The following is a 26,191-nucleotide window of genomic DNA, read 5'->3' on the forward strand; positions in this document are numbered from 1 at the left end:
TCAGACGTCCACCCAGCGGCGCAGCAGGTTGTGGTAGGTGCCGGTCAGCTCGATCAGCGCCGGATGGTCCGGCACGTCGCGGGTCAGCGCCTGGATCGACTGGTCCATCTGGAACAGCAGGGCGCGCTGGCTATCCTCGCGCACCAGGCTCTGGGTCCAGAAGAACGAGGCGATGCGTGCGCCACGGGTCACCGGGTTGACCTTGTGCAGGCTGGTGGCGGGGTAGAGCACCAGGTCGCCAGCCGGCAGCTTCACCTGCTGGGTGCCGTAGGTGTCCTGGATCACCAGTTCGCCGCCGTCGTAATCCTCCGGATCGCTGAAGAACAGCGTCGAAGACACGTCGGTGCGCACCCGCTCGCGGCCGCCCTGGGTGTCGCGCACGGCGTTGTCGATGTGGAAGTCGAACGAGCCGCCGCCGGTGTAGCAGTTGAACAGCGGCGGGAACACCTTGCTCGGCAACGCGGCCGACTGGAACAGCGGGTTGCTCCACAGGCGCTGCAGCATGGCTTCGCCGATCTCGCGGGCCAGCGGGTGGTCCTGCGGCAGTTGCAGGTTGTGCTTGGCGCGGGACGACTGATAACCGGCGGTGACCTTGCCGTCGGCCCATTCGGCCTGTTCCAGGGCGGCGCGGATGCGCGTCACCTCATCGCGGGTGAAGACGCCGGGAATGTGCAGCAGCATGGGCCGGTTCCATCAGTTTCGATAATTTGCCAATGATAATGATTTGCAACATATCGGTACAACCGGCATACCCCTACTTCCGACAGGGAGAAAGTGTAAAAGTTGTAAATCATGTGCGTATGGTAATGAATGTGAATTGATACAAATTCTCAGTTGCAATAAATTGCGCGGCCTTCATGAACCCCTGGGGAGGGAGTTTCGATGTCGCGTCAATCCACCGAGTTCGCCGGCAGCAAGCCGCGCCTTCTAGTCAGCGCTGTCGGCGTGGCGATCACCGCCATGTCCGGCGCTCAACTGGCCCATGCTGACGAAGCGCCGAAGAAGTCCGGCCAGGACGTGCTGTCCCTGGACGCCGACACTGTCGTCGGCACCCAGCAGCAGGACCCGACCACCTACAACGTGGAGAAGTCCTCCAACGAGAAGTACACCGCGCCGCTGCTGGATACGCCCAAGACCGTCACCGTGATCCCGCAGCAGGTGATCAAGGATACCGGCGCGCTGACCCTGCAGGATGCGCTGCGCACCACGCCCGGCATCACCTTCGGGGCGGGTGAGGGTGGCAACCCGGCGGGTGATCGCCCGTTCATCCGCGGCTTCAACGCCGAAAGCGACACCTTCCTCGACGGCATGCGCGACGTCGCCTCGCAGACCCGCGAAATCTTCAACATCGAGCAGATCGAAGTGAGCAAGGGCCCGGGTTCCGCCTACACCGGCGCCGGCTCCACCGGTGGCAGCCTGAACCTGATCAGCAAGACCGCCAAGCAGGCCGACTTCAACGACGCCAGCGTCGTGCTGGGCACCGACCAGACCCGCCGCACCACCCTCGACGTCAACCACATGCTGGGCGACAACGCGGCCTTCCGCCTGAACCTGATGAAGCACGATGCCAATGTCGCCGGCCGCGACGAGGTGAATGTCAGCCGCTGGGGCGTCGCGCCGACCATCACCTTCGGCTTCAACACGCCGACCCGTGCGACGCTGTCCTACTACCACCTGTCCACCGACGACATGCCCGACTACGGCATCCCGCTGACCCTGGCCGGGCGCAGCGAGCGCAACCCAAGCAAGCCGGTGTCCGTGGACAAGAGCAACTTCTACGGCCTGAACGACCGCGACTATCGCAAGAGCACCACCGATACCGGGACCTTCCGGATCGAGCACGACCTGAACGACAACCTGACCCTGTCCAACAGCTTCCGCCTGGTGCGCACCACCCTCGACTACATCGTCACCAACCCCGACGACAGTCGCGGCAACGTTGCCAACGGCCTGGTCTATCGCTCCTCGAAGAACCGCAACTCCACCTCCAAGGGCTGGGTCAACCAGACTGACCTGAAGTCCACCTTCGACACCGGCTTCGTCGGCCACACCCTGGTGACCGGTATGGAGTTCAGCTACGAGGACGTGCACAACCGCCCGTACGTGATCACTCCGGGCGGCGGCAGTGGCAACATCTGCACGCCATCGCTGATCGCCAGCGGCGACTGCACCAGCCTGAACAAGCCGACCCCGGGCGACCACTGGACCGGCAGCATCACCGACAGCGCCGCCTTTACCGACACCGACACCAAGACCGCCTCGGCCTACGTGTTCGATACCCTCAAGCTCAGCGAGCAGTGGGACCTCAACCTCGGCCTGCGCTACGACGACTTCGAGACCCGCTCCAGCGGTTATTCCACCGGGGGCCGCGGCTCGCCCGCCGGCGATTTCGACCGCCAGAACAACTCCCACTTCTGGAACTACCAGCTCGGTGTGGTCTACAAACCGGCGCCCAACGGCAGCGTCTACGCCGCCTGGTCCACCTCCAGCAACCCTAGCGGCGAGACTGCCGGTGAAGGCGGTGGCGACCTGGCCCTGGCCAACACCAACCTCGATCCGGAACGCAACCGTAACTACGAGATCGGCACCAAGTGGGCGTTCTTCGACGAAGCGCTGTCGCTCAATGCAGCGATCTTCCGCACCGACAAGACCAACGCCCGTGTTGCCTCGCCGGATGACTCCACCGTGCAGGTGCTCGATGGCGAGCAGCGTGTGCAGGGCGTCGAGCTGGGCTTCAGCGGCGCGCTGACGCCCAAGTGGAAAGTCTTCGGCGGCTACACCTACCTGGACAGCGAGATCCTCAAGTCCAGCGTGGCCAGCGACGAAGGCAACCGCATGCCACAGACCGCACAGAACAACTTCACCCTCTGGTCGACCTACGACGTGCTGCAGAACTTCACCGTGGGCGGCGGCGCCACCTACGTCGACGAGCAGTACGGCAACACCGCCAACAGCACCATGATTCCGTCCTACTGGCGCTACGACGCCATGGCCAAGTACGTGATCAGCAAGAACGTCGACCTGCAGCTCAACGTGCAGAACCTGACCGACAAGCGCTACTTCGACCAGGTCTTCAGCACCCACATGGCCCACGTGGCCCCTGGTCGCACCGCGCTGCTGGGTGTCAACGTCCACTTCTGAGAACGAGCTCCTTCCGTTGGGGCGCGCACCTCTGGCGCCCCGCCCCGGCCGATGCTCCTCGGCCGGGGCTTTTCTTTGTCCGGGGCTGGCGCCCGTACGGCGAAGGTAAGGCCAGGGTAAAGATTGTTAAATCGGCTGCGCTTGCGAGCCATTCTCATTAAAATGCCCGCCCTGCGTGAAGGGTCTGCGAAGGTGAAGCCGCGGTGTTGAAGAAAGTCCTGTTCCAGTTGCATTGGCTGTTCGGTATCAGCGCAGGTCTGGTGCTGGCGCTGATGGGCATCACCGGGGCGATGCTGTCGTTCCAGGATGAAATCCTGCGCGCCATCAACCCCCAGAGCCTGGTGGTGGAAAAGCGCGCCGAAGCCGTGCTGCCGATGGACGAACTGATCCGCCGGGTGGAGAGCGCCGAGCCGGGCAAGAAGGTTTCCTTCCTCTGGCTGAAGACCGAAGGCGTGGAGTCCGCGCGCATCTTCTTCAGCCCGCCACCGGGCCAGCGCCGGGGCGAATCGCTCTATGTCGACCCGTACACCGCGCAAGCTCTGCCCGCGCCAGTGGGCGAGGGCGCCTTCATGTTCATCATGCAGCTGCACCGTTTCCTCGCCGCCGGCGAAGTCGGCCAGCGGATCACGGCCGCCTGCACCCTGATCCTGATCTTCTTCTGCCTCTCCGGCCTGTACCTGCGCTGGCCGCGCAAGGCGCTGAACTGGCGCACCTGGCTGACCTTCGACTGGCGCAAGAAGGGTCGCGCCTTCAACTGGGACCTGCACGCCGTCGCCGGCACCTGGTGCCTGGTGTTCTACCTCCTGGCCTCGCTGACCGGCCTGTACTGGTCCTACGAGTGGTACCGCAACGGCCTGTTCAAGCTGCTCGACGACGCCCCTGCCGGCCAGGCCAAGGGCGGCCAGCGCGGCGGCAAACGTGGCCCGGCGCCCGAGGGTCCGCCGCCGGTGGTGGATGCCACGGCCATCTGGAACACCGTCGCGCAGACCGGCGGCCCCAACATGACTGCCTACAACCTGCGCCTGCCGCCGGTGAAGGGCCAGCCGGCCACCGTGTTCTATCTCCTCGATGATGCCGCCCACGAACGCGCCTTCAACGAGATGACCATCGACCCGGCCAGCGGCAAGCTGCTCAAGCACCGCCGCTACAACGACAGCAGCGCCGGCAAGCAACTGCTCACCAGCGTCTACGCCCTGCACGTGGGCAGCTACTTCGGCCTTACCGGGCGCATCCTGATGATGCTCGCGAGCCTCGCCATGCCGCTGTTCTTCATCACCGGCTGGCTGCTCTACCTCGACCGCCGCCGCAAGAAGCGCGCCGCGCAGGCCGCCCGTGGCGAATTGGGCAGCAACGCCGCTGGCGCCGACTCCTGGCTGGTGGGCTATGCCAGCCAGAGCGGCTTCGCCGAGCAGCTGGCGTGGCAGAGCGCCGGCCAGTTGCAGGCCGCCGGTTTGCCGGTGCGTGTCGAGCCGCTGGGCAAGCTGGATCGCGCGCAGCTGGAGCAGACCCGCAACGCGCTGTTCGTGGTCAGCACCTTTGGCGAAGGCGAGGCGCCGGACAGCGCCCGTGGCTTCGAACGCCAACTGCTGGGCCAGACCCTCGGCCTCAATGACCTGCGCTTCGCCATCCTGGCCCTGGGCGACCGCCAGTACGAACACTTCTGCGGCTTCGCCCGACGCATGCAGGGCTGGCTGCAAGGGCAGGGCGCGCGCCCGCTGTTCGACGGCGTGGAAGTGGACAACGGTGATGCCGCTGCGCTGCACGACTGGCAGGTCCGTCTGGCCGAACTCTCCGGCGCCGCGCCGCAAGTGGCGTTCACTGCACCAGCTTTCGAGGTCTGGACGCTGAGTGGTCGCGAACACCTCAACCCCGGCAGCCAGGGCGAATCCACCTGGCTGCTGCGCCTCACCGCGCCGAACGATTCGCAGATCGACTGGGCTGCCGGCGACCTGGTGGAAATCGTCCCGCGCCAACCGGACTTCCTCGTCGCCCGCTGGCTCGAACGCCTCGGCCTGGATGGCTCCGCCAGGGTGCAGGTGGATGGTCTGGCGCTGCCGCTGAAGGATGCCCTGGCCGGCTGCCTGCTGCCGGGCAACCTCGAGCACCTGGTCGGCCAGCATGGCCAGGCGGTTTACGACGCGCTGATCAAGCTCTCGGTGCGCCAGTACTCCATCGCCTCGTTGCGCAGCGCAGGCGCCCTGGAGCTGATCGTCCGCCAGGAGCAGCACGCCGACGGCTCGCTGGGCATCTGTTCCGGCTGGCTGACCGAGTACCTGCCCGAGGGCGGCAGCCTGCTGCTGCGCCTGCGGCGCAACCGCAGCTTCCACCTGACCGAGGAGGATCGCCCGCTGATCCTGATCGGCAACGGCACCGGTATCGCCGGCCTGCGCGCACTGCTGCAGGCGAGCGTGGCCGAGGGCCGGTCGCGTAACTGGTTGCTGTTCGGCGAGCGCAACATCGCCCACGACTTCTACTGCCGCGAGGAACTGGAAGGCCTGCTGGCGCGCGGCGAACTGCAACGCCTGGATGTCGCCTTCTCCCGCGACCAGGCCGAAAAGCTCTACGTGCAGGACCGCCTGCGTGCCAGCGGCGAAGTCCTCGCCCAGTGGCTCGACGACGGCGCGGCGATCTACGTCTGCGGCAGCCTGCAGGGCATGGCCGAAGGCGTCGACCGCGCCCTGCGCGAGATGCTGGGTGACGTCGAGGTCGAGGCGCTGCTGGAGAGCGGGCGCTACCGCCGCGATGTCTATTGATCCTGCGTCAGGGGGAGCCCACCGCGCTGGCCTGAACCTGTAGGAGCGGTCCATGCCCGCGACTCGCCGGCACCGCCGGCGTTGGCGTTCCGCACAGCCGTCGCCGGTACCTGCGGATTTCGCGGCCAGCGATGCACCTGCAAACGGATCGGTCCACGATGTCTTGAACGGTCCGCAAACAAAAAGGCCCCCGCGAATGCGGAGGCCTTTTTGATTTCAGGCGCGGCTCATATCCATAAGAACAGTGCCAGCACCGCCGCGAAGAAGCCCCACTTCTGCAGGTAGTACAGCTTGCGGTTGCGCTTCTTCAGCGCCTTGCCATGCAGGCGGATCTTGTACAGCGAGGCGAAGGCGCGGTTGATGCCGCCGGTCTTGTCGCCCGCGTCGTTGGGCGAAGCCGCTGCGGCCATCACGTTGCGGCTGAACCAGCGGTTGAACGCCGTCACCCAGCCGTATTTCAGCGGCCGCTCGATATCGCAGAAGAGGATCACCCGGTCGTGATCCGTGGTGTTCTCGGCGTAGTGGATATAGGTCTCGTCGAACACCACCGCCTCGCCGTCGCGCCAGTGGTAGCGCTCGCCGTCCACCTCGATGAAGCAGCCCGGGTCATTCGGCGTCAGCAGGCCCAGGTGGTAGCGCAGCGAACCGGCATAGGGGTCGCGGTGGCGCACCAGGCGCGAGCCCGGCGGCAGCTCGGCAAACATCGCCGCCTTCACCGACGGAATCTGCCGCAGCAGCTCGGTGGTCTTTGGGCACAGCGCGTCGGCGGACGGGTGGCTGTCGTCGTACCACTTCAGGTAGAAGCGCTTCCAGCCGGTCTTGAAGAAGGAGTTGAAACCCACGTCGTTGAGCTGGTCAGAACGCTTGATGCTGCCGGCGTCGCGCAGGTGCAGGGCTTCGCTGCGGATGGCTTCCCAGTTGTCGGCAAGCAGGCGCATCTCGGGGAATTCGTCGGTCGCCAGGTACGGCTGGCTCGGCACCCGTGAGAACAGGTACATCAGGCAGTTGATCGGCGCCAGGAAGCTGGAGTGGTCGCTCAGCTGGCGCGTGAATTTGTGGCGCACCCGCCCACGCAGGTGGACATAAACGATGCTCAGGCCGAAGGCGGCCAGGATGGCGGCTTTGATCATTCGGGGGGAGATTTCCACGGGTCTAGAGGCGGGATGGTACTCCTCCTGAGCGTGACTGAGTATTCTCCGAAGGCCAAAGGCCTGCAGGTGCTTTAACCTGTAGGAAATCTGGAAGGACGGCGATAGCGATGATCGAGCCCACCCCGTGTATCCTGCTCAACTGCGATATGGGCGAAAGCTTCGGCGCCTGGCGAATGGGCGACGATACCCACGCCATGCCTCTGATCGATCAGGCCAACCTCGCCTGTGGCTACCACGCGGGCGATCCGCTGACCATGCAGCGCACCGTTCGCCTGGCGGTGGAGCAGGGCGTCAGCATCGGTGCGCACCCCGCCTACCCGGACCTGGCCGGCTTCGGTCGCCGGCACATGAGCTGTTCGCCCGCAGAAGTCCACGCCCTGATGCTCTACCAGATCGGCGCGCTGGACGCCTTCTGCCGCGCCGCCGGCACCCAGGTGGCCTACGTGAAGCCCCACGGCGCGCTGTACAACGACCTGGTGCGCGACGATGCGCTGCTCGCCGCGGTGCTCGATGCCTGCGCCGCCTACCGCAAGCGCCTGCCGCTGATGGTGCTGGCCCTGGCCGACAACCGCCGCGAGCTGCAACTGGCTGACGCCGCCGACGTGCCGCTGATGTTCGAAGCCTTTGCCGACCGCGCCTACCTGCCCGATGGTCAGCTTGCCCCGCGCCGGCTGCCCAACGCCGTGCACCACGAGCCGCAGCGCATCCTCGACCAGGCCCTGGCCATTGCCCGTGGCGAGCCATTCCCGGATATCGACGGCAATCCGCTGCGCCTGCGCGCCGACAGCCTCTGCGTGCATGGTGATAACCCCGAATCCCTGGCGGTGCTGCGGCGCCTGCGTGGCCTGCTGGACCAGGCATGATCCGTGTCGAAGCCTTCGGCGCCACGGCGCTGCTGATCACCCTCGCGGAACAGCCCGACGATGCGCTGCCGCTGCGCATCGCCCGACTGGCCGAGCGCCTGCGTACCGAGCTGGGCGCGGCACTGACGGATTGTGTGCCGGGCTGGACCACACTGTTGCTGCACTACGACCTGTTGCGCACCGACCTCCCGCAATTGCAAAGCCGCGTGCAGGCCGCGCTGGCGGACTGGCCCGGCGATGCCCTGGCGAACGACGGCGGGCGCCTGCATGAAATTGCCGTGTGGTATGCCGGTGAGGACCTCGCCGAAGTCGCCCGTCTCTGCGGGCTCACTCCGGCGCAGGTGATCGATCTGCACGCTGGCCGCGACTATCGCGTCGGCGCCATCGGCTTCGCCCCCGGTTTCGCCTACCTCGGCGAGCTCGACCAACGCCTCGCCCTGCCGCGCCGGGCCACGCCGCGCACCCACGTGCCCGCCGGTAGCCTGGCAATCGCCGAGCGGCAGACGGCGGTTTATCCACAGGCGTCGCCCGGCGGTTGGCACCTGCTCGGGCGCACCGCGCAGCGCCTGTTCGATCCGCATCGGCAGCCGCCTTGCCCGCTGGCTGTGGGCGATTGCGTGCGCTTTGTGCCCATCGATGAGGCAGCTTATCGCGCGGCCGGTGGCGAGCCATGAGCCTGAAAATCATGGTTTGCGGCCTGCTCTGCCTGCTGCAGGACGGCGGCCGACGGGGCTGGCAGCACCTGGGCGTATCGCCCGGTGGCCCTGTGGACAAGCATGCGGCGGCCTGGGCCAATCGCCTGCTCGGCAACAGGCCGGGCGTGCCGTTGCTGGAAATCGCGCTGGGCGGAGTGGAGCTGGAAGTGCAGGCTGACACCTGGCTGGCACTGGCGGGCGCCGAGTTGCCGGCGACGCTCGATGGTAAGCCGCTACCGGGCTGGTCGCGCTTTCGCGTGAGGGCCGGGCAGCGCCTGAAGCTGGGCTTCGCCCGTACCGGGCAGCGGGGGTATCTCGCCGCTGCCGGAGGTTTCGCGGCGCAGCCGATACTGGGTAGCGTCGCGACCCAGATGCGGGAAAAACTCGGCGGTCTTGCCGGCAAGGGCCAGCCGCTCGCCGCCGACGATCTGCTGGAATGTGCCGCCTACGGCGAGCGTTTCACTCGCGGTGCCAGCGTGCCCTGGCCTTATCGGCCGGACTACCGCGAGGTGCCGATCCTGCGAGTGCTGCCTGGTCCGGATGCCTTCAGCGGGGAACAGCGCGAGGCCTTCTTCGAACAGCGCTGGCAGGTCAGCCCGCAGTCCGATCGCATGGGCGTGCGACTGCGCAGCGAAGCGCTGAACGCGCCTCGCCGGCAATGGTCGTTGGGGGTAGTGGAAGGCGCCATCCAGGTGCCGCCGGACGGCCAGCCGATCGTCCTGCTGGCCGACCGCCAGAGTATGGGTGGCTACCCGCTGCTGGGCGTGCTGCACCCGCTGGACATCGGCCGCCTGGCGCAATGCCCGGCGCACAGCGAAGTGCGCTTCACCCCGGTGAGCGTGGAACGTGCGCAGGCGGACCTGCGCACGTTCCTGCGCTTCTTCTGCGGCTGACATCAGCCCTCGAAGCGTTCACCGCGAAACACCCGGCGCGGATTGCCGCGTTCCAGATGGTGATGCACCAGCCGGCGTTCGGCGCGCAGCTCGCTGCTTGCCTGCTCCGCGCGTTCCTCCAGCTTGCGGGCGATCAGCAGCAGCGCCAGGCGCTTGTTGGCGTGCTGGCTGCGCTCAGTCTGGACCTTGACGCTCAGGCCGCTGGCAACGTGGGTCGCGCGTACTGCCGAGTCGGTGGTGTTGACGTGCTGCCCGCCGGGGCCGGAGGAGCGCAAGGTTTCGAAGCGTACTTCACCTTCGAGGCTGGCCGGTGGCGCACTGAAGCGCGCGCCGCCGAAGTACCAGTTCTTGCGCCCGTGATTGGCCCGGTAAGGGCTGGCGCAGACCCATTGCAGGGTGCCGCTCCAGTCCTCGGCCAGGGTTGCCGCCGAGTCACCGTCCAGCGCCAGCAGCACCGAGAGCAGGGTGCCTCGGCGCGGGCCGGCTTCTTCCTCGATCACGCGCACCTCGACACCGTTGGCCTCGGCCTCGCGCAGCAGGCGCTGCAGGGCCTTGGCCACGGCCAGTGCGCATTCGTCGGGCCCCTGGGCCGCGGAAAGTTGCAGCAGGATCATCAGCAGCACTCCCCGCGGGTCTTGTAGGTCAGCACCGGCTTCAGTCGCGCCAGTACCCGCAGCAGTCCTGCTTCACGCAGCGCGCCGACCACCGAGTCGATGGCCTTGTAGGCCTCCGGCGCCTCCTCGTAGATCAGCCCGCGATCGCCGCAGATCACCCGGCTGCCCAGCGCAGTACGGGCCAGCTGCTCGACGCGGTAGCGCGCCGAGAGACGGTCCTTGCACTCGCTGCGCATCCACTTGCGCCCCGCGCCATGGGCGAGGGAGAAGAGGCTGCGCGGATCGGCGACCGGTTCCACCAGGTAGCTGTAGTCGCCGCGCGAACCGGGGATGACCATCACCCCGCGATCCGCCGGCGTCGCGCCCTTGCGATGCAGCCAGCCGTCGACGCCTTCGACCTGCGCCGGGCTGACGAGGTTGTGGTTCACGTCCAGCACCTGCGAACCGTCCGCCCGCAGGCGATCGAGCATGCGCCGGGCGATCAGCTGGCGGTTGGCTTCGGCGAAACGCAGCGCGCCATCGTGGCGAGCCAGGTAGTGCGCGCAGGCGTCGGTGCCTTGTTCCAGGCCCTGGTGGCTGAAGCGATCGACCTGCTCGCGCAGGATGGCTTCGCCCAGGCCGCGCGAGCCGCTGTGCACCAGCAGGAGCAGGTGACGGCGGTCGAGGCCGAGGGCTTCGACGGCGACTTCGTCGTAGAGCTGATCGAGTTGCTGCAGCTCGGCGAAGTGGTTGCCGCCGCCGATGGTGCCCAGCGAATGTTCGTGGCCGCAGGGTGGCAGGCCGAAGCTCGCAATGCGCTCGCTCCAGTCTTCGTCCAGCGGGCCGTCGAGGTTGCCCAGGCGCTTTTCCAGCTTGTCCAGGTTCAGCTTGGCGGTGGCGATATCGGTGCGCCACAGCGACATGCCGCAGCCGATGTCGTTGCCCACCAGCGCCGGGTACAGGCGGCCGGTGGAGAAGAACGCCGCGCCGATCGGGTAGCCGCGACCGGGGTGCAGGTCCGGCATGCCGGCGACACGCTGCATGCCCGGCAGGCGGGCGGTGGTTTCAAGTTGCTGGATCGCTTTACCTTCGATCCAGGTGTCGTCCGCGGCGATCAGGGTGATGCCGTCGGACAGATTTTGGATGCAATTGCCCATTGTCCAATCCCATGAGGAATGAAACGAAAAAAGAGGATGGGGGCAGGCCGGAGCCGGGCAATGCGGTGCCGCCAAAAGGGGCGGCGGGGAAGCGATTACGCCAGACGCGACCTGCAAAGGGTGATCAGTGCTTGCATGATGTCTCTCCTTTGCTGTCGGTGGATGGGAAGGCTGCGAATGATAGGCGCACGGCGGCGCGCGCGCAATCTTCGCTATTTCGGCAGGTGGCGCAGCGGCAGGGGCGCCGACTCCTTCACCGTCTGGATGGCGAAGTTGCTGCGGATGTCGCTGACGCCCGGCAGCTTGAGCAGGGTACCGGTGAGGAACTGCTCATAGGCGCGCAGGTCGGGCAGCACCACTTGCAGGAGGAAGTCCGACTCGCCGCTGACCAGGTGCACCGAGATGACTTCCGGCAGGTCGATCACGGCCTGGCGGAAGGCGGCGGCGCTGGTGTCACTGTGGCGCTCCACTTTCACCCCGACGAACACGGTCAGCCCGAGGCCGACTTCGTCGCGGCCCAGTTCGGCGTGGTAGCCACGGATCATCCCGGCCTCTTCCAGCAGGCGCACCCGGCGCAGGCAGGGGGAGGGCGACAGGCCGATCTCCTCGGCCAGTTCGACGTTGCTCAGGCGGCCATCGCGCTGCAGGGCGGCGAGGATGCGGTGGTCGTAGGCGTCCAGTTTCGGGTTTGGCATGAGTGGCTACTGTTTAAGCTTGAGACTGGCAGAGTATGCCAATTGTTAGCGTCAGACTGGCTGAATACGCAAGCACCTGCCTCGGCCTTCAGGCATAGAATTCCTATCCGCAATGACTTCTTCGGAGTGGCTCTTGTGGATATCGGCGTCTTCCTGCTGGCCCTGGCGATGGTCTACCTGCTGCCGGGGCCGGACATGATTCTCCTGCTGCACACCGGTGCCCGCGACGGCTGCCGCGCGGCTCTGGCAACAGCCCTGGGGTTGGGCTTGGCCCGTGGCTGCCACGTCGCGCTGGCGGCGACCGGGCTGGCGCTGCTGTTTCGCACTGCACCTTGGACCTTCGATGTGGTGCGCATTGGCGGTGGTCTCTACCTGGCGTGGATCGGCCTGCAACTGCTGCGTGCGCCGGTCGGTCTGCCGGTGGCGACGGGCGCGGCCGGGTTATCCACAGTCAGCTACGGGCGCGCCTTCCGCCGCGGCCTGCTGACCAACCTGCTCAACCCCAAGGCGCTGCTGTTCTGCTCGGTATTGCTGCCGCAGTTCATCCACCCGCAGAACGGCCCGCTGGCGTTGCAGTTCGCCTTGCTGGGCGGCGTGCTGGTGGTGGTCGGGTTGGGCTTCGACAGCTTCTACGCCGTCAGTGGCGAGCGCATGGGGCGCTGGCTGGCGCGGCACCGGACGATGCAGCGTGTTCAGCAGTGGGGCTTCGGCGGCATCCTGCTGGGCTTCGGCGTGCGCCTGGCGCTGATCCGCGATTTGTAGCAGCGCGGATCAGAGGTCTTCCGGCTGGATTTTCCACAGCCGCGCCACCGAGGGCTTCTGCGGATTGCGCGCGACCACCAGCAGGCCCAGGTCCTTGCCGCGCAACTCGCGCAGCAGTTGCGCGCCCATGCGCTGTTGCAGGCTCTCGGCAAGATGCCCGAGGGCGATGGCTGCCGCTGTCGGGTGCGTGGCGACCGGCACGTAGCTGCCGTCGTCCATGTCCAGCACCACATGCTTTTCGCCGGGCTCCGGCGTAGGGAGGTGCAGGCTGGTCTTGAGCAATTGCGCCATGGCTTCGTCGCGCTGGGCGGCCGTCAGTTGTCCCGGTGGCAGTGCGCGTTCCAGGGCGAAGAATTCATCCCTGGGCTCGACCTTCGGTTTGGCCTCGGCCGACGGCTGGGTGGGAGCCGCGGCACGAACCGACGCGGGCAGTGGCTTTGGCGCTGGCGGGGGCGGCGCACTGAAATCCAGCTCCTCCTGATCGAGACCGTCCCAGTCGATTTCGTCGAGTTCGACGTCCTCCGCTGGCGCTTTCTTCTTCGCCGCCGGCTTCTTCCGCGACTTCACGGCCGCGCGCACGTCCATCCGTCGCTGACGCTTCCACTTGTGCAACTGGACGTTGGCGACGATGGCAGTGACGAGGATGAGCAGGAGGTAGAACAGCAGCATGGAGGATCGTGGCCCTGTGGATAACGGCCACGGCGTGCAGGCAGTGGCGGGGTGCCACCCTGGCGGGATTGTCTGGATCAGGCGATAGGCCTGTTCCGGCTGCGTCGTAGGACGCAGCTGTTTCCGAAAGAGGGGCCGGTCTATGACCGGCCCGTTTCGTATCAGTTCAGGAACTGCTCCGCATGGTGGCAGGCCACCTGGCGCTCATCGAGCAGACGCAGTTCCGGCACCTCGGTCTTGCAGCGCTCGGTCGCATACGGGCAGCGCTTGTGGAAGGCGCAGCCGGTGGGCGGATTGAGTGGGTTGGGGAGTTCACCCTGGATCTTGATCTTGGGCTTGTCCGGATCGGGGTGGATGGCCGGGGTCGCCGACAGCAGCGCCTGGGTGTAGGGGTGCAGCGGGCGCTCGTAGAGCTTGTCCGCCGGGCCCATTTCCGCCGGGCGGCCGAGGTACATCACCAGCACGTCGTCGGCCACGTGGCGGACCACGGCGAGGTTGTGGGAGATGAACACGTAGGCGGTGCCGAACTCCTGCTGCAGGTCCATGAACAGGTTGAGCACCTGCGCCTGGATCGACACGTCCAGCGCCGAGGTCGGTTCGTCCGCCACCAGCACCTTGGGCCGCAGCATCATGGCGCGGGCCAGGGCGATTCGCTGGCGCTGGCCGCCGGAGAACATGTGCGGGTAGCGCTGGTAGTGCTCGGGGCGCAGGCCGACCTGCTTCATCATCGCCTGCACGCGCTCGCGGCGTTCGGCGCGGGACAGGCTGGTGTTGATGACCAGCGGCTCGGCCAGCTGGTCGCCGATCTTCTGCCGCGGGTTGAGCGAGGCGTAGGGGTTCTGGAAGACCATCTGCACATCGCGGCGCAGTTGCTTGCGGGTGTCGTGGTCGGCGCCTTTCACCTCGTGGCCGGCGATCTGCAGGGAGCCGGAAGTGGGTTCCTCGATCAGGGTCAGCGCGCGGGCGAGGGTGGATTTGCCGCAGCCGGACTCGCCAACCACGGCGAGGGTCTTGCCGGCCTGCAGGTCGAAGGACACACCGTTCAGCGCGCGGACCAGGGCGTGCGGCTTGAACAGGCCCTGGGAGATTTCATAGTGACGGGTCAGGTCGCGGGCGGTCAGGACGGCGCTCATCGGGCCACCTCGGTGTTCAGGTTGAGCGGGTAGAAGCAGCGCACGGCGCCGCGCTCATGGGCTTCGAGGGCAGGGCGCACGCTGCGGCAGTTGTCCTGCACGTAGGGACAGCGCGGCGACAGCAGGCAGCCCTGCGGGCGGTCGTACTTGCCGGGGACGATGCCGGGCAGGGTGGCCAGGCGTTCCTCGCCGGCGCTGTGCTCGGGGATCGCCTTGAGCAGCGCCTCGGTGTACGGGTGCGTCGGCAGGTCGAACAGCGCCGGTACCTCGCCGATCTCCACCGCTTGCCCCGCGTACATCACGCAGACGCGCTGGGCGGTCTCGGCGACCACAGCGAGGTCGTGGGTGATCAGGATCAGCGCCATGCCCTGGTCGCGCTGCAGGTTGAGCAGCAGCTCCATGATCTGCGCCTGGATGGTCACGTCCAGCGCGGTGGTGGGCTCGTCGGCGATCAGCAGCTTGGGCTCGCCGGCGATCGCCATGGCGATCGCGACGCGCTGGCTCATGCCGCCAGAGAGTTGGTGCGGGTAAGCGTCCAGGCGCTGCGCGGCGCCGGGGATCTCCACCCGTTCGAGCAGTTCCAGGGCGCGCTGGCGCAGCGCCTTGCCGCGCAGGCCGAGGTGCAGCTTGAGCACTTCCTCGATCTGGTAGCCGACGGTGAAGCTGGGGTTGAGGGCGGTCATCGGGTCCTGGAAGACCATGGCGATGTCCTTGCCGACGATGCGCCGCCGCTCGCGTCCCTTCAGGCGCAGCATGTCGGTGCCGTCGAACTGCATGGTGTCGGCGGTGATGATGCCGGGGGCGTCGATCAGGCCCATCAGGGCCATCATGGTCACCGACTTGCCGGAGCCGGATTCGCCGACGATGGCCAGGACTTCACCCTTGTCCACCGAGAGGTCGAGGCCGTCCACCACCGGGACGGCGTTGCGGTCGCCGAAGCGGACCGAAAGATTGCGCAGGTCGAGGAGGCTCATACGGCGGTCTCCATCAGGCTTTTCTTGTTGTGATCGGCGATCTTGAGGCTGTGCATGGTCACTGTCCTCACGCCGCGTTCTTCAGCTTCGGGTCCAGCGCATCGCGCAGGCCGTCGCCCATCAGGTTGATTGCCAGCACGCTGAGCAGGATGGTCAGGCCGGGCAGCGAGACGACCCACCAGGCGCGCTCGATGTAGTCGCGCGCGGAGGCCAGCATGGTGCCCCACTCGGGCGTCGGCGGCTGTACACCCAGGCCGAGGAAGCCCAGTGCGGCGGCGTCGAGGATTGCCGAGGAGAAGCTCAGGGTGGCCTGCACGATCAGGGGCGCCATGCAGTTGGGCAGCACGGTGACGAACATCAGACGCAGGGTGCCGGCACCGGCCAGACGTGAGGCGGTGACGTAGTCGCGGTTCAACTCGCCCATCACGGCGGCGCGGGTCAGGCGCACATAGGCCGGCAGCGAAACGATGGCGATGGCGATCACGGTGTTGATCAGGCCCGGGCCGAGGATGGCGACGATGGCCACCGCCAGCAGCAACGAGGGCAGGGCCAGCATGATGTCCATCAGGCGCATGATCACCGGGCCCAGGCGGGTCGGCGAGAAGCCGGCGAGCAGGCCGAGGAAGATGCCGGGGATCATCGAGATCAGCACCGAGGTCAGGCCGATCATCAGCGACAGGCGCGCGCCGTGCATCAGGCGCGAGAGCAGGTCGCGGCCCAGTTCGTCGGTGCCCAGCAGGAACTGCGAGTTGCCGCCTTCGAGCCACAGTGGCGGGGTGAGCAGGAAGTCGCGGAACTGCTCGCTTGGGTCATGGGGCGCGACCCACGGCGCGAACAGCGCGCAGAACACGATGACCAGCATGAACAGGAGGCCGCCGACCGCGCCCTTGTTGCGCGAGAAGGCATGCCAGAATTCTTTCAGCGGGGACGGGTAGACCAGGCTCGGGTCGCTGGCGGGAGCTTTGGCGTTGGCATTCATGGCGTCGGCTCCGGTTAGCGTTGATGACGGATGCGTGGGTTGGCGAGGCCGTAGAGGATGTCCACGATGAAGTTCACCAGGATCACCAGGGTCGCCACCAGCAGGATGCCGTTCTGCACCACCGGGTAGTCGCGGCGGCCGATGGCGTCGATCAGCCACTTGCCGATGCCGGGCCAGGAGAAGATGGTCTCGGTCAGCACCGCACCGGCGAGCAGCGTGCCGACCTGCAGGCCGAACACGGTGAGTACCGGGATCATGGCGTTGCGCAGGGCGTGCACGAACACCACGCGGGCCGGCGACAGGCCCTTGGCGCGGGCGGTGCGCACGTAGTCCTCGCGCAGTACTTCGAGCATCGAGGAGCGGGTCATCCGGGCGATCACCGCCAGCGGGATGGTGCCCAGCACGATGGCCGGCAGGATCAGGTGGCGCACGGCGTCCATGAAGGCGCCTTCTTCATCCGACAGCAGCGTGTCGATGAGCATGAAGCCGGTCTTCGGCTCGATGTCGTAGAGCAGGTCCAGACGCCCGGAAACCGGCGTCCAGCCCAGGGAAACGGAGAACAGCATGATGAGGATCAGGCCCCACCAGAAGATCGGCATCGAGTAGCCGGCCAGGGAGATGGTCATCACCCCGTGGTCGAACAGCGAGCCTCGCTTCAAGGCGGCGATCACCCCGGCGAGCAGGCCGAAGACGCCGGCGAACAGCAGGGCAGCCAGGGACAGCTCGAGGGTGGCGGGGAACAGGGTGAGGAACTCGTGCCAGACACTGTCGCGGGTGGTCAGCGACTCGCCGAGGTTGCCCTGGGCGAGGTTGCCGACGTAGTCGAGGTACTGCTGGTAGAGGGGCTTGTCGAGCCCCAGGCGGTGCATGGCCTCGGCATGCATCTGCGGATCGACGCGGCGTTCACCCATCATCACTTCCACGGGGTCGCCCGGAATCAGGCGGATCAGCGCGAAGGTCAGCAGGGTGACGCCGAAGAAGGTCGGGATCAGCAGACCGAATCGACGTGCGATGAAACTGAGCATGGTGGTTGGGGGCTCCTCACCGAGCGGCTACCCGTCGGATCACGACGGGCGCCGGTTTCTTATGACTTTGCCGATTACTGGATCTGAACGTCGGCGAAGTTGTTTTTTGTCAGCGGGCTGATGGTGTAGCCCGAGATAGTGCTGCGGCGCACATTGAACAGCTTAGGATGTGCCAGGGGAATCCATGGGGCCTGCTCGTGGAATATGGATGTCGCCTTTTTGTAAAGTTCCGCCCGTTTTGCGTTGTCGCTGGTCTGGCGGGCTTCCTGGATCAGCGATTCGAAGTCCTGATCGCACCAGAAAGCATGGTTTTCGCCTGATTTCGCTGCCGCACAACTCAGGTTGGGCGAGAGGAAGTTGTCCGGGTCGCCGTTGTCGCCGGCCCAGCCGCCATAGAGCGAGAGGTCGTGCTCGCCGGCCTTGATGCGCTTGATCAGTTCGCCGAACTCCAGGGTGCGGATGTCCAGCGTGATGCCCACCTTGGCCAGATCCGACTGCAGCATCTGTGCCATTTGCGCCGCATTGGGGATGGTCGAGGAACTGCCGTTGCGGGTGAACAGGGTCAGCTTGAGGTTCTCCACGCGCGCTTCCTTGAGCAGCGCCCTGGCTCGTTCAGGATCGTACGGCCAGTCCTGGATGTCTTTGTTGTAACCCAGCAGGGAGGCGGGGTACGGGTTGATGGCCGGCGTGGCCGCTCCATTCCCGTAGACGGCATCCAGCATGGCCTTCTTGTCGAACGCCAGATTGATGGCCTGGCGCACGCGCACGTCGTCCAGCGGTTTGTGCCGGGTGTTCAGGGCGACATAGGTCGTGAGCAGCGCGTCGATGCTGTCCACTGCGAGGTTCTTGTCCTGCTCCAGGCCCGGCACGTCCGATGGCTTGGGGTAGAGCGCGATCTGGCACTCGTTGCGGCGGATCTTCTGTAGTCGGACGTTGGAATCCGGGGTGATGGCGAAGATCAGGTTGTCGATCTTCGGCGTGCCGCCGAAGTAGTCCGGGTTGGCGCGGAAACGAACCTGGGCGTCCTTGGCGTAGCGGTTGAAGACGAAGGGCCCGGTGCCGATGGGCAGGTTGTTGAGCTGGCCCTGCTTGCCGGCGGCCAGCAACTGGTCGCCGTACTCGGCCGAGTAGATGGAGGCGAAGTCCATCGCCATGTCGGCCAGGAACGGCGACTCCGGGTGGTTCAGGGTGAAGCGCACGGTGAGGTCGTCGAGCTTTTCCACCGACTTGATCAGTTCGCGCATGCCCATGGCGTCGAAGTAGGCATAGCCGCGCGCGGACGATTCGTGCCAGGGGTGCTTCGGGTCCAGCGGACGCTGGAAGGTCCAGAGCACGTCGTCGGCGTTGAGGGCGCGGGTGGGCTTGAAGTAGTCGGTGGTATGGAACTTCACGTCCGGGCGCAGGTGGAAGGTGTAGGTCAGCCCGTCGGGGCTGACCTCCCAGCTTTGCGCCAGCGAAGGCACCACTTCGGTGGTGCCGGGGCGGAAGTCGGCCAGGCGATTGAAGACGGTCTGGCCGCTGGCATCGGCGGTGACCGCGCCGGTGTACTGGACGATGTCGAACCCTTCCGGGCTTGCTTCGGTGCAGACCACCAGGTTCTGCGCCAGGGCGGTGCCGCTGCCGAGCGCGAGCAGAAGGGGGATCAGACGCGGGATGGGCATACCGGTTCTCCTTACAGCAGGTTGAACGGGAAGTTGCTGACCAGGCGGATCTCGTTGACGCTGCCGTCCGCCTGATTCTGGCTCGCCAGGTGCTTCATGTAGGTCACGCGGAAGCTGCTGCTCTTGAGCGGGCCGTCCTGCAGCGTGTAGCCGGTGGAGAGGCCGAGCTCGTGGTGCTTCTCGTCGTCCATGGCACGCACGTTGTAGCCGCTCACGCCGTTGCGGTCGCCGTCGTAGTGAGTGCCGTCGATGCCCCAGCCCTTGGCGTACCACGCCATGGTGGTCAGGCCGGGCACGCCGAAGGCCGCCCAGTCGGTGCTGTAGCGCAGCTGCAGGGACTTTTCGTTGGGACCGTTGTAGTCGGAGAGCAGGGAGTTGGCCAGGTAGATGGCCGCAGTCTCGTGCACGTAGTCGAAGTACTCGTCGCCACGGATCTGCTGCCAGCCCAGCAGCACGGCATGGGCGCCGTGGGTGAGGGTGAAGGCGAGGCTGTAGGCATCGTTGTCGATGTAGCCGGCCTTGCGCTCGCCGGTGTCGCCGGTGTGGTAGTAGTTCAGGCTGGTATTCAGTGCCAGGCTGGATGGATCGCCCAGGTCGTGGGACGCGCCGAAGTAGTACTGGTTCCAGATGTCTTCGAAGTGCGCGCCGTAAGCGGTGAGCTTCAGTTCCTTCATCGCCTGGTAGCTGCCGCCCAGGTAGCTGAAGTGGCTGCCGGAAAAGTCCTGCGCACCGTACTCGGTGGTCAGGCGTTCGCTGCCTGCGCCGGTGCGCGGGCTGGCGCGGGTGAAGCTGCCAGCCTGGACCTGCAGGCCTTCCAGCTCTTCGCTGAGGAGGCTGACGCCATCGAAGGACGAGGGCAGGGCGCGGTTGTCGTTGATGTTGAAGACCGGGGTCTCGGTCTGTTGGCGACCCGCGCGCAGCTCGGTGTTGGAGGCGCGCAGCTTCAGGTTGGCCACGCCCATCTTCGACCACTGCGGCACGGCATCCCCGTCGCTGTCGGTCAGGGTGCGCGTACCGCCGCCAGCGATGCGTCCGTGGCCGCGTTCCAGGGCGATCTCGTTGAAGGCGGAGGCGTCCAGACCAACGCCCACGGTGCCCTGGGTGTAGCCGGAGCTGTACTTGAGCTGGCTGCCCTGGGTCCAGGTGTAGCGGCTGTGGGTCGGCTCGGTATAGCCGTCCTTCTTGATGTTGAAGTGGAAACTGTCCTTCATCTGCTCGCGGGCGGCGAAGTTGCGGGTGCTGAAGGTCAGGCTCTGGCCTTCGACGAAGCCTTTCGCGCCGGCCTGGCCCTTGACCACCACTTCGCTGGCGCGGCGGGTTTCGTCTGGGGGCAGATCGTCCTCGTCGGCGAATGCCTGGCCCAGCGGGGAGCCCAGGACGGCGAGTGCCAGAAGCGTGCGGGTGAATACGTGATGCTGCATGAGTTGCTCCTTGTTGTTGTCGGTTTTCCTAGCAACGAATGCATCCCCTCCGCCCATCGGAGAGATGGGGGAGCCGGCAGGCGGAGGGGAAGACGGGATGTGCCGCCCGGTCTGCGCCGGGCTGGCGTTCAGGCGGCCGTGGCCGCCGGTGTCGAGTCGGCGATCAGGGCTGGTTGGCCACGCCGTAGAAGGAGTTGCGCCCGAAGGGGCTGATCAGGAAGCCCTGCACCGATTTGCGCATGAGCTGGTAGACGGTGGAGTGGGCGATGGGGCTGATCGGCAACTGCTGCGCGAGGAGTTGCTGGGCCTTCTGGTACAGGGCCACTCGCTGGTCGTGGTCGGTGGTGGCCTTGGCCTGGCGCACCAGCTTGTCGTAGGCGGCGTCGCACCACTTGGAGACGTTGTTGCCGCTCACCGAATCGCAGCCGTAGAGGGTGCCCAGCCAGTTGTCCGGATCACCGTTGTCGCCGGTCCAGCCGAACAGCATGGCGTCATGCTCGCCGGCATGGGCACGCTTGATGTACTCGCCCCACTCATAGGTGACGATCTTCGCCTTGATGCCGACCTTGGCCCAGTCTGCCTGGATCATCTCGGCCATCAGCTTGGCGTTGGGGTTGTACGGGCGTTGCACGGGCATCGCCCAGAGGGTGATCTCGGTTCCTTCGGCCACGCCGGCTTGCTTCAGCAGCGCCCTGGCCTGCTCCGGATCGTAGGCCTGGCCCTTGATCGATTGGTCATAGGACCACTGGGTCGGCGGCATGGCGTTCACCGCCAGCTGGCCAGCGCCCTGGTAGATCGCGTCGATGATCGCCTGCTTGTTCAGCGCCATGTCCAGCGCTCGGCGCACATCGGTCTTGTCCAGCGGAGCGTGGGTGACGTTGTAGGCCAGGTAGCCGAGGTTGAAGCCTGGCTGCGACGGCATGTTCAGGTTCGGGTCCTGCTTCAGCGCCTCGAGGTCCGCCGGGCGCGGGTTCAGGGTGATCTGGCATTCGCCGGCCTTGAGCTTCTGCATGCGCACCGAGGCGTCGGTATTGATGGCGAAGACCAGGTTGTCGACCTTCACGTCCTCGGGCTTCCAGTAATCCTTGTTGCCCTTGAAGCGGATCATCGCGTCCTTCTGGTAGCGGCTGAACACGAACGGACCGGTGCCGATGGGCTTCTGGTTGATCTCGCCGGGCTTGCCCTGTTTGAGCAACTGGTCGGCGTATTCGGCGGACTGGATCACCGCGAAGTTCATTGCCAGGTTCTGCACGAAGGCCGCGTCGACCTCGTTCAGGGTGAAGGTCACGGTGTGCTCGTCGACCTTGCCGACCCTGGCGATGTTGCGATCCAGGCCCATGTCGGTGAAGTACGGGAACTCGGTTGGGTACGCCTTGCGGAACGGCTGCTCCTTGTCGAGCATGCGGTTGAAGGTGAACAGCACGTCGTCGGCGTTGAATTCGCGGGTCGGCTTGAAGTAGTCGGTGGTGTGGAACTTCACACCCGGGCGCAGGTGGAAGGTCCAGGTCTTGCCGTCGGCGGAGGTTTCCCAGCTTTGCGCCAGGGCTGGCTGGGCTTCGGTGCCGCCGCGCTGGAACTGCACGAGGCGGTTGAACAGGGTTCCGAGGTGGCGTCGTAATCGGTGCCGGTGGTGTATTGGCCGGGGTCGAAGCCCGCCGGGCTGCCTTCGGAGCAGTACACCAGGCTGGAGGCGGCCTGAGCCGCGGAGCCGGCGAGCAGCAGCCCGCCGAAGGCGAGTGCGTGCAGGGGATTACGTCGCATCTTGCGCATTGCCTGACCTCATTCTTGTTTTTCTGAGGGGGCCGGCGAACCGATGGGGTTTGCAGCCGGCCTGGTCGGACTGGTCCGGATTAGGCCTATCCATTCATGGTCGGGCTGTGCCCGGCCACGCCGCGCCGAAGTTAAGTCAGGCTGAAATTAAGTTCAACTTAAAATTCAGTGGTACTGAAAATTTTGCCAGTCTGTGAATCAGGTGGCGGGATGTTCGCCGAACAGCGGAAGGGTGGTAACGGTGAGCATTTCCGCCACGCTGTCGCCGACATTGCGCAGGCAATGACGCTTGCCGGAGTCGAAGTGTACGGAGTCGCCGGGGCCCAGCGGATAGGTGTGGCCATCGATGTCGTAGGCGATACGCCCGGTGAGGACGTAGGCGAATTCCGAGCCGTCGTGGGTGATCAGTTCGGATTCGTAGCCCACCGGGACAGTCACCTTCACCGCGTTCAGCTGGTTGCCGGGGAAGCTGCTGGACAGCCGCTCGTAGCTCAGTGGCTGGCCTTCGATGGTGTAGCGCACGCGCTCGCCCTGGTGCGAGTCCGGCGGGATCTGCTGCGGAGAGTCGAAGAGGGCGTTGAGCGGTACGTCCAGCGCCTTGGCGATGCTCGCCAGGGAAGACAGCGAGACGCCAGTGAGATTGCGCTCGGCCTGCGACAGGAAGCTGGCGGTCAGGCCGGATTCGGCGGCCACCTGGTTCAGGGTCTTCTTCGCTGCGCGCCGATAACGGCGCAGGCGTTCTCCGATACGATCTGCGGACATTGGTAAGGCTCTTGTGGGACGCCGGCAGCATACCAGTGTCGTCGGCCGGTGAAAGCATCGAGCCATCAGCGGACGGAAAATCGGCCGCAAGGAGGCAGGACACCGAAAAGCCTTTGACCGGGAATTTCAGTGCTGCTTAAATTTCAGGTCGTTTCATTCCATTCCTCGGGAGAGTCGCATGACATTGGGAGTTGGGGGCGTGAGCCCCGAGCAGGCGCTGGCGAAATTGCAGGTCATGACGGCCGGCGCTCGGCCCATTGCGCTCGAGGAGTACCAGGCGCGCATCGCGCAGCTGCAGCAGTTGATGCAGGCGCGGGAAATCTCGGCGGTATTCGTCGATGCCGGCAGCACGCTGGTCTATTTCACCGGCCTGAAGTGGAGCCCCAGCGAACGGCTGGTGGGCGCGCTGGTGCCGGCGTGGGGCGAAGTGCGCTACATCGCCCCGGCCTTCGAAGAGGGCACGGTGCGCGATCTGCAGGTGCTGCCCGGCAGCATCAGCGTGTGGGCCGAGCACGAGAGTCCGTTCGCCCTGCTGGCTGGAATGCTGGCGGAGATTGAAGTGCGTGAAGGTGCGCGGGTCGGCCTTTCCCACAGCCTGCCGTTCGGCATGTTCGAGCGCCTGCGCCAGGCGACGGGCAAGCTGCAACTGGTGGACGCCGGCGCGCTGATCGAGCAGTGCCGGCGCTGCAAGTCGCCGGCGGAGCTGGCGCTGATGCAGCGGGCGAAGGACATGACCCTGGAAGTACACAAGGCCGCTGCGAGCATCCTGCGCGAGGGCATCACCACCACCGAGGTGACGCGCTTCATCGAGGCGGCGCACCGGCAGGTCGGCGCGCCGGGTTCGACCTTCTGCATCGTGCTGTTCGGCGAGGACAGCGCCTTCCCCCACGGCGTGCGCCAACCGCGCCCGTTGCGTGAAGGCGACATGGTGCTGATCGACACGGGGTGCCAGCTGTTCGGCTACAACTCGGATATCACCCGCAGCTACGTGTTCGGCTCGCCCAGCGCGCGTCAGCGCGAGCTGTGGGGCCTGGAGAAGGCCGCGCAACAGGCTGCGTTCGACGCCGCTGTGCTGGGTGAACCCTGCGAGCAGGTGGATGCCGCGGCCCGCCGTTGCCTGGAGGCCGGCGGCTTAGGGCCGGATTACGCGCTGCCCGGATTGCCGCACCGCACCGGCCACGGTATCGGTCTGGATATCCACGAGGGGCCGTACCTGGTGCGCGGCGACAGCACGCCGCTGGACGTCGGCATGTGCTTCAGCAACGAGCCGATGATCTGTGTGCCGGGGGAGTTCGGTATCCGTCTGGAGGACCACTTCTACATGACGGCGGAAGGTCCGCGCTGGTTCACCCAGCCGAGTCATTCAGTGGACGATCCGTTCGGCCTGGATGCCTGAAGTTTGGTCCAGGAGCGGGCCATGCCAGCGATCGCGCGCATGGCGCGCTCCTACAGTCAGGGCGCGACTTCAACCCGCGAGAAGTTGTTCGACCCCAGCGGGCTCAGGGTGAAGCCGCTCACGCCCGGCCGCACCACGGCGAACTGCTTCGGGTAGGCCAGGGCGATCCACGGTGCCTCGCGCTGGTAGATTGCCAAGGCCTGGCGGTAGAGGCCCGCACGGGCTTCCTGAGCGGTAATGGCGCGGGCCTTGCGCAGCAGTTCGTCGAACTCCGCGTTGCACCAGCCCGCCTGGTTCTCGCCACTCTTGGCGGCGGCGCAGGAAAGGTTCGGTGTCAGGAAGTTGTCCGGGTCGCCGTTGTCGCCAGCCCAGCCCATGAAGATCAGGTCGTGCTCGCCCTGCTTGGCGCGTTTGATCAGCTCGCCCCATTCGAACACGCGGATGTCCGCCTGGATGCCGATCTGTCCCAGGTCGTTCTGCAGCATCTGCGCGCCGATGCCGGGGTTGGGGTTGGTCGGCCCGCCGCCGGGGCGGGTCCAGATCGACAGTTTCAGGCCGGGCTTGATGCCCGCTTGGTCCAGCAGCTGTTTCGCCCGCGTCGGATCGTGGGGCCAGACCTTGAGTTGCGGATCGGAGCCCCACAGCGTCGGCGGATAAGGCGCCACCGCCAGCGTCGCGGCGCCTTCGCCGAATTGCGCGCGCAGGTAGGCGTCGCGATCGAAGGCGAGGTTGATCGCCTGGCGCACGCGCACGTCGTCCAGCGGCTTGTGTCGGGTATTGATGCCGACATAGGCGACCAGCAGCGAGTCCAGTTCTTCGATCGTCAGCTTCGGGTTCTGGCGTAGCGCGGGGATGTCGGTGGGCTTGGGGTAGACGGCGATCTGGCAGTCGCCGGCCTTGACCTTCTGGATACGCACGTTCGGATCAGGAGTGATCGCCAGCAGCAGGCGGTCGATCTTCGGCTTGCCGCCCCAGTAGTCGGGGTTGGCGTTGAAGCGCACCTGGGCGTCCTTCTGGTAGCGCTGGAAGACGAAGGGGCCGGTGCCGATGGGCAGGTTGTTCAGTTGGTCGGCCTTCTCGGCGGCCAGCAGCAGGTCGCCGTATTCGGCGGAATAGATGGAGGCGAAGCCCATGGCGAGGTCGGCAAGGAAGGGCGCCTCGGGGTGCCTGAGGGTGAAGCGCACGTGGTGGTCGTCAAGCTTTTCCACTGCGCTGATCAGGCCGGGCAGGCCCATCGCCTCGGCGTAGGGGAAGCCGCGCGGGGCCAGCTTGTTCCACGGATGCTTCGGGTCGAGCTGGCGCTGGAAGCTCCAGAGCACATCGTTGGCGTCGAACTCGCGGGTCGGGGTGAAGTAGTCGGTGCTGTGGAATTTCACGCCCTGACGCAGGGTGAAGGTGTACTGCAGTCCGTCGTCACTGATCTCCCAGCTTTCCGCCAGCGCGGGCACCACGCGGGTGCTGCCGGGGGCGAACTGCACCAGGCGCTCGAAGACGGTCTCCGCCGAAGCATCGGCGGTGGTGGCGGCGGTGTACTGGGTGATGTCGAACCCTTCCGGGCTGGCCTCGGTGCAGACCACCAGGGATTGGCCGAATGCCTGCGCGCAGCCGAGCAGGCTGGCGAGGGTCAGGCGGATGAGCGCTTTGCGCACGGCGGCTGCCGGAAGAAAGGGCCGCCGGGAAACCCGGCGGCCGCTGGCC

At 66.3% G+C, this 26,191-nt stretch carries 21 protein-coding genes and 1 pseudogene; 7 read left to right on the forward strand and 15 right to left on the reverse strand.

Annotation, left to right across the window (positions count from 1 at the left end):
- On the reverse strand, positions 1-681 hold the full coding sequence (locus IB273_RS18050; RefSeq protein WP_192224694.1) for a Fe2+-dependent dioxygenase: 681 nt from the start codon (positions 679-681) through the stop codon (positions 1-3).
- A 201-nt stretch (positions 682-882) separates the two neighbouring features.
- On the opposite strand from IB273_RS18050, the gene IB273_RS18055 reads away from it, so the two are divergent.
- Together IB273_RS18055 and IB273_RS18060 are read left to right on the forward strand one after the other, a co-directional pair.
- Positions 883-3,141: a TonB-dependent receptor gene (locus IB273_RS18055; protein ID WP_081517414.1), complete on the forward strand. Its 2,259-nt coding sequence runs from the start codon at positions 883-885 to the stop codon at positions 3,139-3,141.
- Between the two features lie 206 nt (positions 3,142-3,347).
- Positions 3,348-5,894, forward strand: coding sequence for a sulfite reductase flavoprotein subunit alpha (locus IB273_RS18060; RefSeq protein ID WP_225610242.1), 2,547 nt, complete (start codon positions 3,348-3,350; stop codon positions 5,892-5,894).
- 227 nt (positions 5,895-6,121) lie between these two features.
- Here IB273_RS18060 and lpxO read toward each other — a convergent pair whose 3' ends face one another.
- Positions 6,122-7,021, reverse strand: a complete 900-nt coding sequence (gene lpxO, locus IB273_RS18065; protein WP_138212927.1) for a lipid A hydroxylase LpxO — start codon at positions 7,019-7,021, stop codon at positions 6,122-6,124.
- A gap of 131 nt (positions 7,022-7,152) precedes the next feature.
- On the opposite strand from lpxO, the gene IB273_RS18070 reads away from it, so the two are divergent.
- From IB273_RS18070 to IB273_RS18080, 3 genes are read left to right on the forward strand one after another with little or no spacing between them, the layout of a single operon-like run.
- Entirely contained in the window at positions 7,153-7,908 is a 756-nt protein-coding gene (locus tag IB273_RS18070) for a 5-oxoprolinase subunit PxpA (protein WP_192224696.1), read from the forward strand.
- On the forward strand, positions 7,905-8,582 hold the full coding sequence (gene pxpB, locus IB273_RS18075) for a 5-oxoprolinase subunit PxpB (protein WP_192224697.1): 678 nt from the start codon (positions 7,905-7,907) through the stop codon (positions 8,580-8,582). The genes IB273_RS18070 and pxpB overlap by 4 nt, the downstream gene beginning before the upstream one ends.
- Positions 8,579-9,496, forward strand: coding sequence for a biotin-dependent carboxyltransferase family protein (locus IB273_RS18080; protein ID WP_192224698.1), 918 nt, complete (start codon positions 8,579-8,581; stop codon positions 9,494-9,496). The genes pxpB and IB273_RS18080 overlap by 4 nt, the downstream gene beginning before the upstream one ends.
- A 2-nt stretch (positions 9,497-9,498) precedes the next feature.
- Here the strand turns inward: IB273_RS18080 and prfH are convergent, their stop codons facing one another.
- The 3 genes from prfH to IB273_RS18095 all read right to left on the reverse strand — a co-directional run bounded on the left by prfH (position 9,499) and on the right by IB273_RS18095 (position 11,941).
- Complete coding sequence (gene prfH, locus IB273_RS18085) at positions 9,499-10,110, reverse strand: peptide chain release factor H (protein ID WP_081518157.1); 612 nt, start codon at positions 10,108-10,110, stop codon at positions 9,499-9,501.
- Entirely contained in the window at positions 10,110-11,246 is a 1,137-nt protein-coding gene (locus IB273_RS18090) for an RNA ligase RtcB family protein (protein ID WP_192224699.1), read from the reverse strand. The genes prfH and IB273_RS18090 overlap by 1 nt, the downstream gene beginning before the upstream one ends.
- Before the next feature lie 212 nt (positions 11,247-11,458).
- Positions 11,459-11,941, reverse strand: coding sequence for an Lrp/AsnC family transcriptional regulator (locus IB273_RS18095; RefSeq protein ID WP_192209883.1), 483 nt, complete (start codon positions 11,939-11,941; stop codon positions 11,459-11,461).
- A gap of 135 nt (positions 11,942-12,076) precedes the next feature.
- Between IB273_RS18095 and IB273_RS18100 the strand changes: the two genes are divergently transcribed.
- Entirely contained in the window at positions 12,077-12,703 is a 627-nt protein-coding gene (locus IB273_RS18100; RefSeq protein ID WP_192224700.1) for a LysE family translocator, read from the forward strand.
- A gap of 9 nt (positions 12,704-12,712) precedes the next feature.
- Here IB273_RS18100 and IB273_RS18105 read toward each other — a convergent pair whose 3' ends face one another.
- The 9 genes and pseudogenes from IB273_RS18105 to IB273_RS18145 form a co-directional block, all read right to left on the reverse strand.
- On the reverse strand, positions 12,713-13,372 hold the full coding sequence (locus IB273_RS18105) for a hypothetical protein (protein WP_192224701.1): 660 nt from the start codon (positions 13,370-13,372) through the stop codon (positions 12,713-12,715).
- 161 nt (positions 13,373-13,533) lie between these two features.
- On the reverse strand, positions 13,534-14,505 hold the full coding sequence (locus tag IB273_RS18110) for a peptide ABC transporter ATP-binding protein (RefSeq protein WP_151189449.1): 972 nt from the start codon (positions 14,503-14,505) through the stop codon (positions 13,534-13,536).
- On the reverse strand, positions 14,502-15,479 hold the full coding sequence (locus IB273_RS18115; protein WP_081517423.1) for an ABC transporter ATP-binding protein: 978 nt from the start codon (positions 15,477-15,479) through the stop codon (positions 14,502-14,504). The genes IB273_RS18110 and IB273_RS18115 overlap by 4 nt, the downstream gene beginning before the upstream one ends.
- 67 nt (positions 15,480-15,546) lie before the next feature.
- Positions 15,547-16,458, reverse strand: a complete 912-nt coding sequence (locus IB273_RS18120) for an ABC transporter permease subunit (RefSeq protein WP_081517424.1) — start codon at positions 16,456-16,458, stop codon at positions 15,547-15,549.
- 14 nt (positions 16,459-16,472) lie between these two features.
- Positions 16,473-17,483, reverse strand: a complete 1,011-nt coding sequence (locus tag IB273_RS18125) for an ABC transporter permease subunit (protein WP_045209546.1) — start codon at positions 17,481-17,483, stop codon at positions 16,473-16,475.
- Between the two features lie 74 nt (positions 17,484-17,557).
- Entirely contained in the window at positions 17,558-19,144 is a 1,587-nt protein-coding gene (locus tag IB273_RS18130; protein WP_192224702.1) for an ABC transporter substrate-binding protein, read from the reverse strand.
- Between the two features lie 11 nt (positions 19,145-19,155).
- The gene (locus IB273_RS18135; protein ID WP_192224703.1) at positions 19,156-20,565 is read right to left on the reverse strand and encodes an OprD family porin; all 1,410 of its coding nucleotides are present in this window, start codon (positions 20,563-20,565) and stop codon (positions 19,156-19,158) included.
- A gap of 163 nt (positions 20,566-20,728) precedes the next feature.
- Positions 20,729-22,335 (reverse strand): annotated as a pseudogene (locus IB273_RS18140) (ABC transporter substrate-binding protein).
- 198 nt (positions 22,336-22,533) lie between these two features.
- Positions 22,534-23,097 carry a helix-turn-helix domain-containing protein gene (locus tag IB273_RS18145; protein ID WP_081517427.1) on the reverse strand — a complete coding sequence of 188 codons (564 nt, stop codon included), beginning with the start codon at positions 23,095-23,097 and terminating at the stop codon, positions 22,534-22,536.
- A 178-nt stretch (positions 23,098-23,275) separates the two neighbouring features.
- Here IB273_RS18145 and IB273_RS18150 point away from each other — a divergent pair, with 178 nt between their 5' ends.
- The gene (locus IB273_RS18150) at positions 23,276-24,493 is read left to right on the forward strand and encodes a M24 family metallopeptidase (protein WP_192224704.1); all 1,218 of its coding nucleotides are present in this window, start codon (positions 23,276-23,278) and stop codon (positions 24,491-24,493) included.
- Positions 24,494-24,549: 56 nt separating this feature from the next.
- Here IB273_RS18150 and IB273_RS18155 read toward each other — a convergent pair whose 3' ends face one another.
- Complete coding sequence (locus IB273_RS18155; protein ID WP_192224705.1) at positions 24,550-26,142, reverse strand: ABC transporter substrate-binding protein; 1,593 nt, start codon at positions 26,140-26,142, stop codon at positions 24,550-24,552.
- Positions 26,143-26,191 lie beyond the last annotated feature (49 nt).

This window comes from Pseudomonas sp. PDM19, from assembly GCF_014852215.1.
In the GTDB taxonomy this organism is placed as follows: Bacteria; Pseudomonadota; Gammaproteobacteria; order Pseudomonadales; family Pseudomonadaceae; genus Pseudomonas.

Bases quoted from the DNA above. Each gene is read 5' to 3' on its own strand.
- IB273_RS18050 (WP_192224694.1), bottom strand. From the start codon at position 681: ATGCTGCTGCACATTCCCGGCGTCTTCACCCGCGATGAGGTGACGCGC.
- IB273_RS18055 (WP_081517414.1), top strand. From the start codon at position 883: ATGTCGCGTCAATCCACCGAGTTCGCCGGCAGCAAGCCGCGCCTTCTA.
- IB273_RS18070 (WP_192224696.1), top strand. From the start codon at position 7,153: ATGATCGAGCCCACCCCGTGTATCCTGCTCAACTGCGATATGGGCGAA.
- pxpB (WP_192224697.1), top strand. From the start codon at position 7,905: ATGATCCGTGTCGAAGCCTTCGGCGCCACGGCGCTGCTGATCACCCTC.
- IB273_RS18080 (WP_192224698.1), top strand. From the start codon at position 8,579: ATGAGCCTGAAAATCATGGTTTGCGGCCTGCTCTGCCTGCTGCAGGAC.
- prfH (WP_081518157.1), bottom strand. From the start codon at position 10,110: ATGATCCTGCTGCAACTTTCCGCGGCCCAGGGGCCCGACGAATGCGCA.
- IB273_RS18090 (WP_192224699.1), bottom strand. From the start codon at position 11,246: ATGGGCAATTGCATCCAAAATCTGTCCGACGGCATCACCCTGATCGCC.
- IB273_RS18095 (WP_192209883.1), bottom strand. From the start codon at position 11,941: ATGCCAAACCCGAAACTGGACGCCTACGACCACCGCATCCTCGCCGCC.
- IB273_RS18105 (WP_192224701.1), bottom strand. From the start codon at position 13,372: ATGCTGCTGTTCTACCTCCTGCTCATCCTCGTCACTGCCATCGTCGCC.
- IB273_RS18110 (WP_151189449.1), bottom strand. From the start codon at position 14,505: ATGAGCGCCGTCCTGACCGCCCGCGACCTGACCCGTCACTATGAAATC.
- IB273_RS18115 (WP_081517423.1), bottom strand. From the start codon at position 15,479: ATGAGCCTCCTCGACCTGCGCAATCTTTCGGTCCGCTTCGGCGACCGC.
- IB273_RS18120 (WP_081517424.1), bottom strand. From the start codon at position 16,458: ATGAATGCCAACGCCAAAGCTCCCGCCAGCGACCCGAGCCTGGTCTAC.
- IB273_RS18125 (WP_045209546.1), bottom strand. From the start codon at position 17,483: ATGCTCAGTTTCATCGCACGTCGATTCGGTCTGCTGATCCCGACCTTC.
- IB273_RS18130 (WP_192224702.1), bottom strand. From the start codon at position 19,144: ATGCCCATCCCGCGTCTGATCCCCCTTCTGCTCGCGCTCGGCAGCGGC.
- IB273_RS18135 (WP_192224703.1), bottom strand. From the start codon at position 20,565: ATGCAGCATCACGTATTCACCCGCACGCTTCTGGCACTCGCCGTCCTG.
- IB273_RS18145 (WP_081517427.1), bottom strand. From the start codon at position 23,097: ATGTCCGCAGATCGTATCGGAGAACGCCTGCGCCGTTATCGGCGCGCA.
- IB273_RS18150 (WP_192224704.1), top strand. From the start codon at position 23,276: ATGACATTGGGAGTTGGGGGCGTGAGCCCCGAGCAGGCGCTGGCGAAA.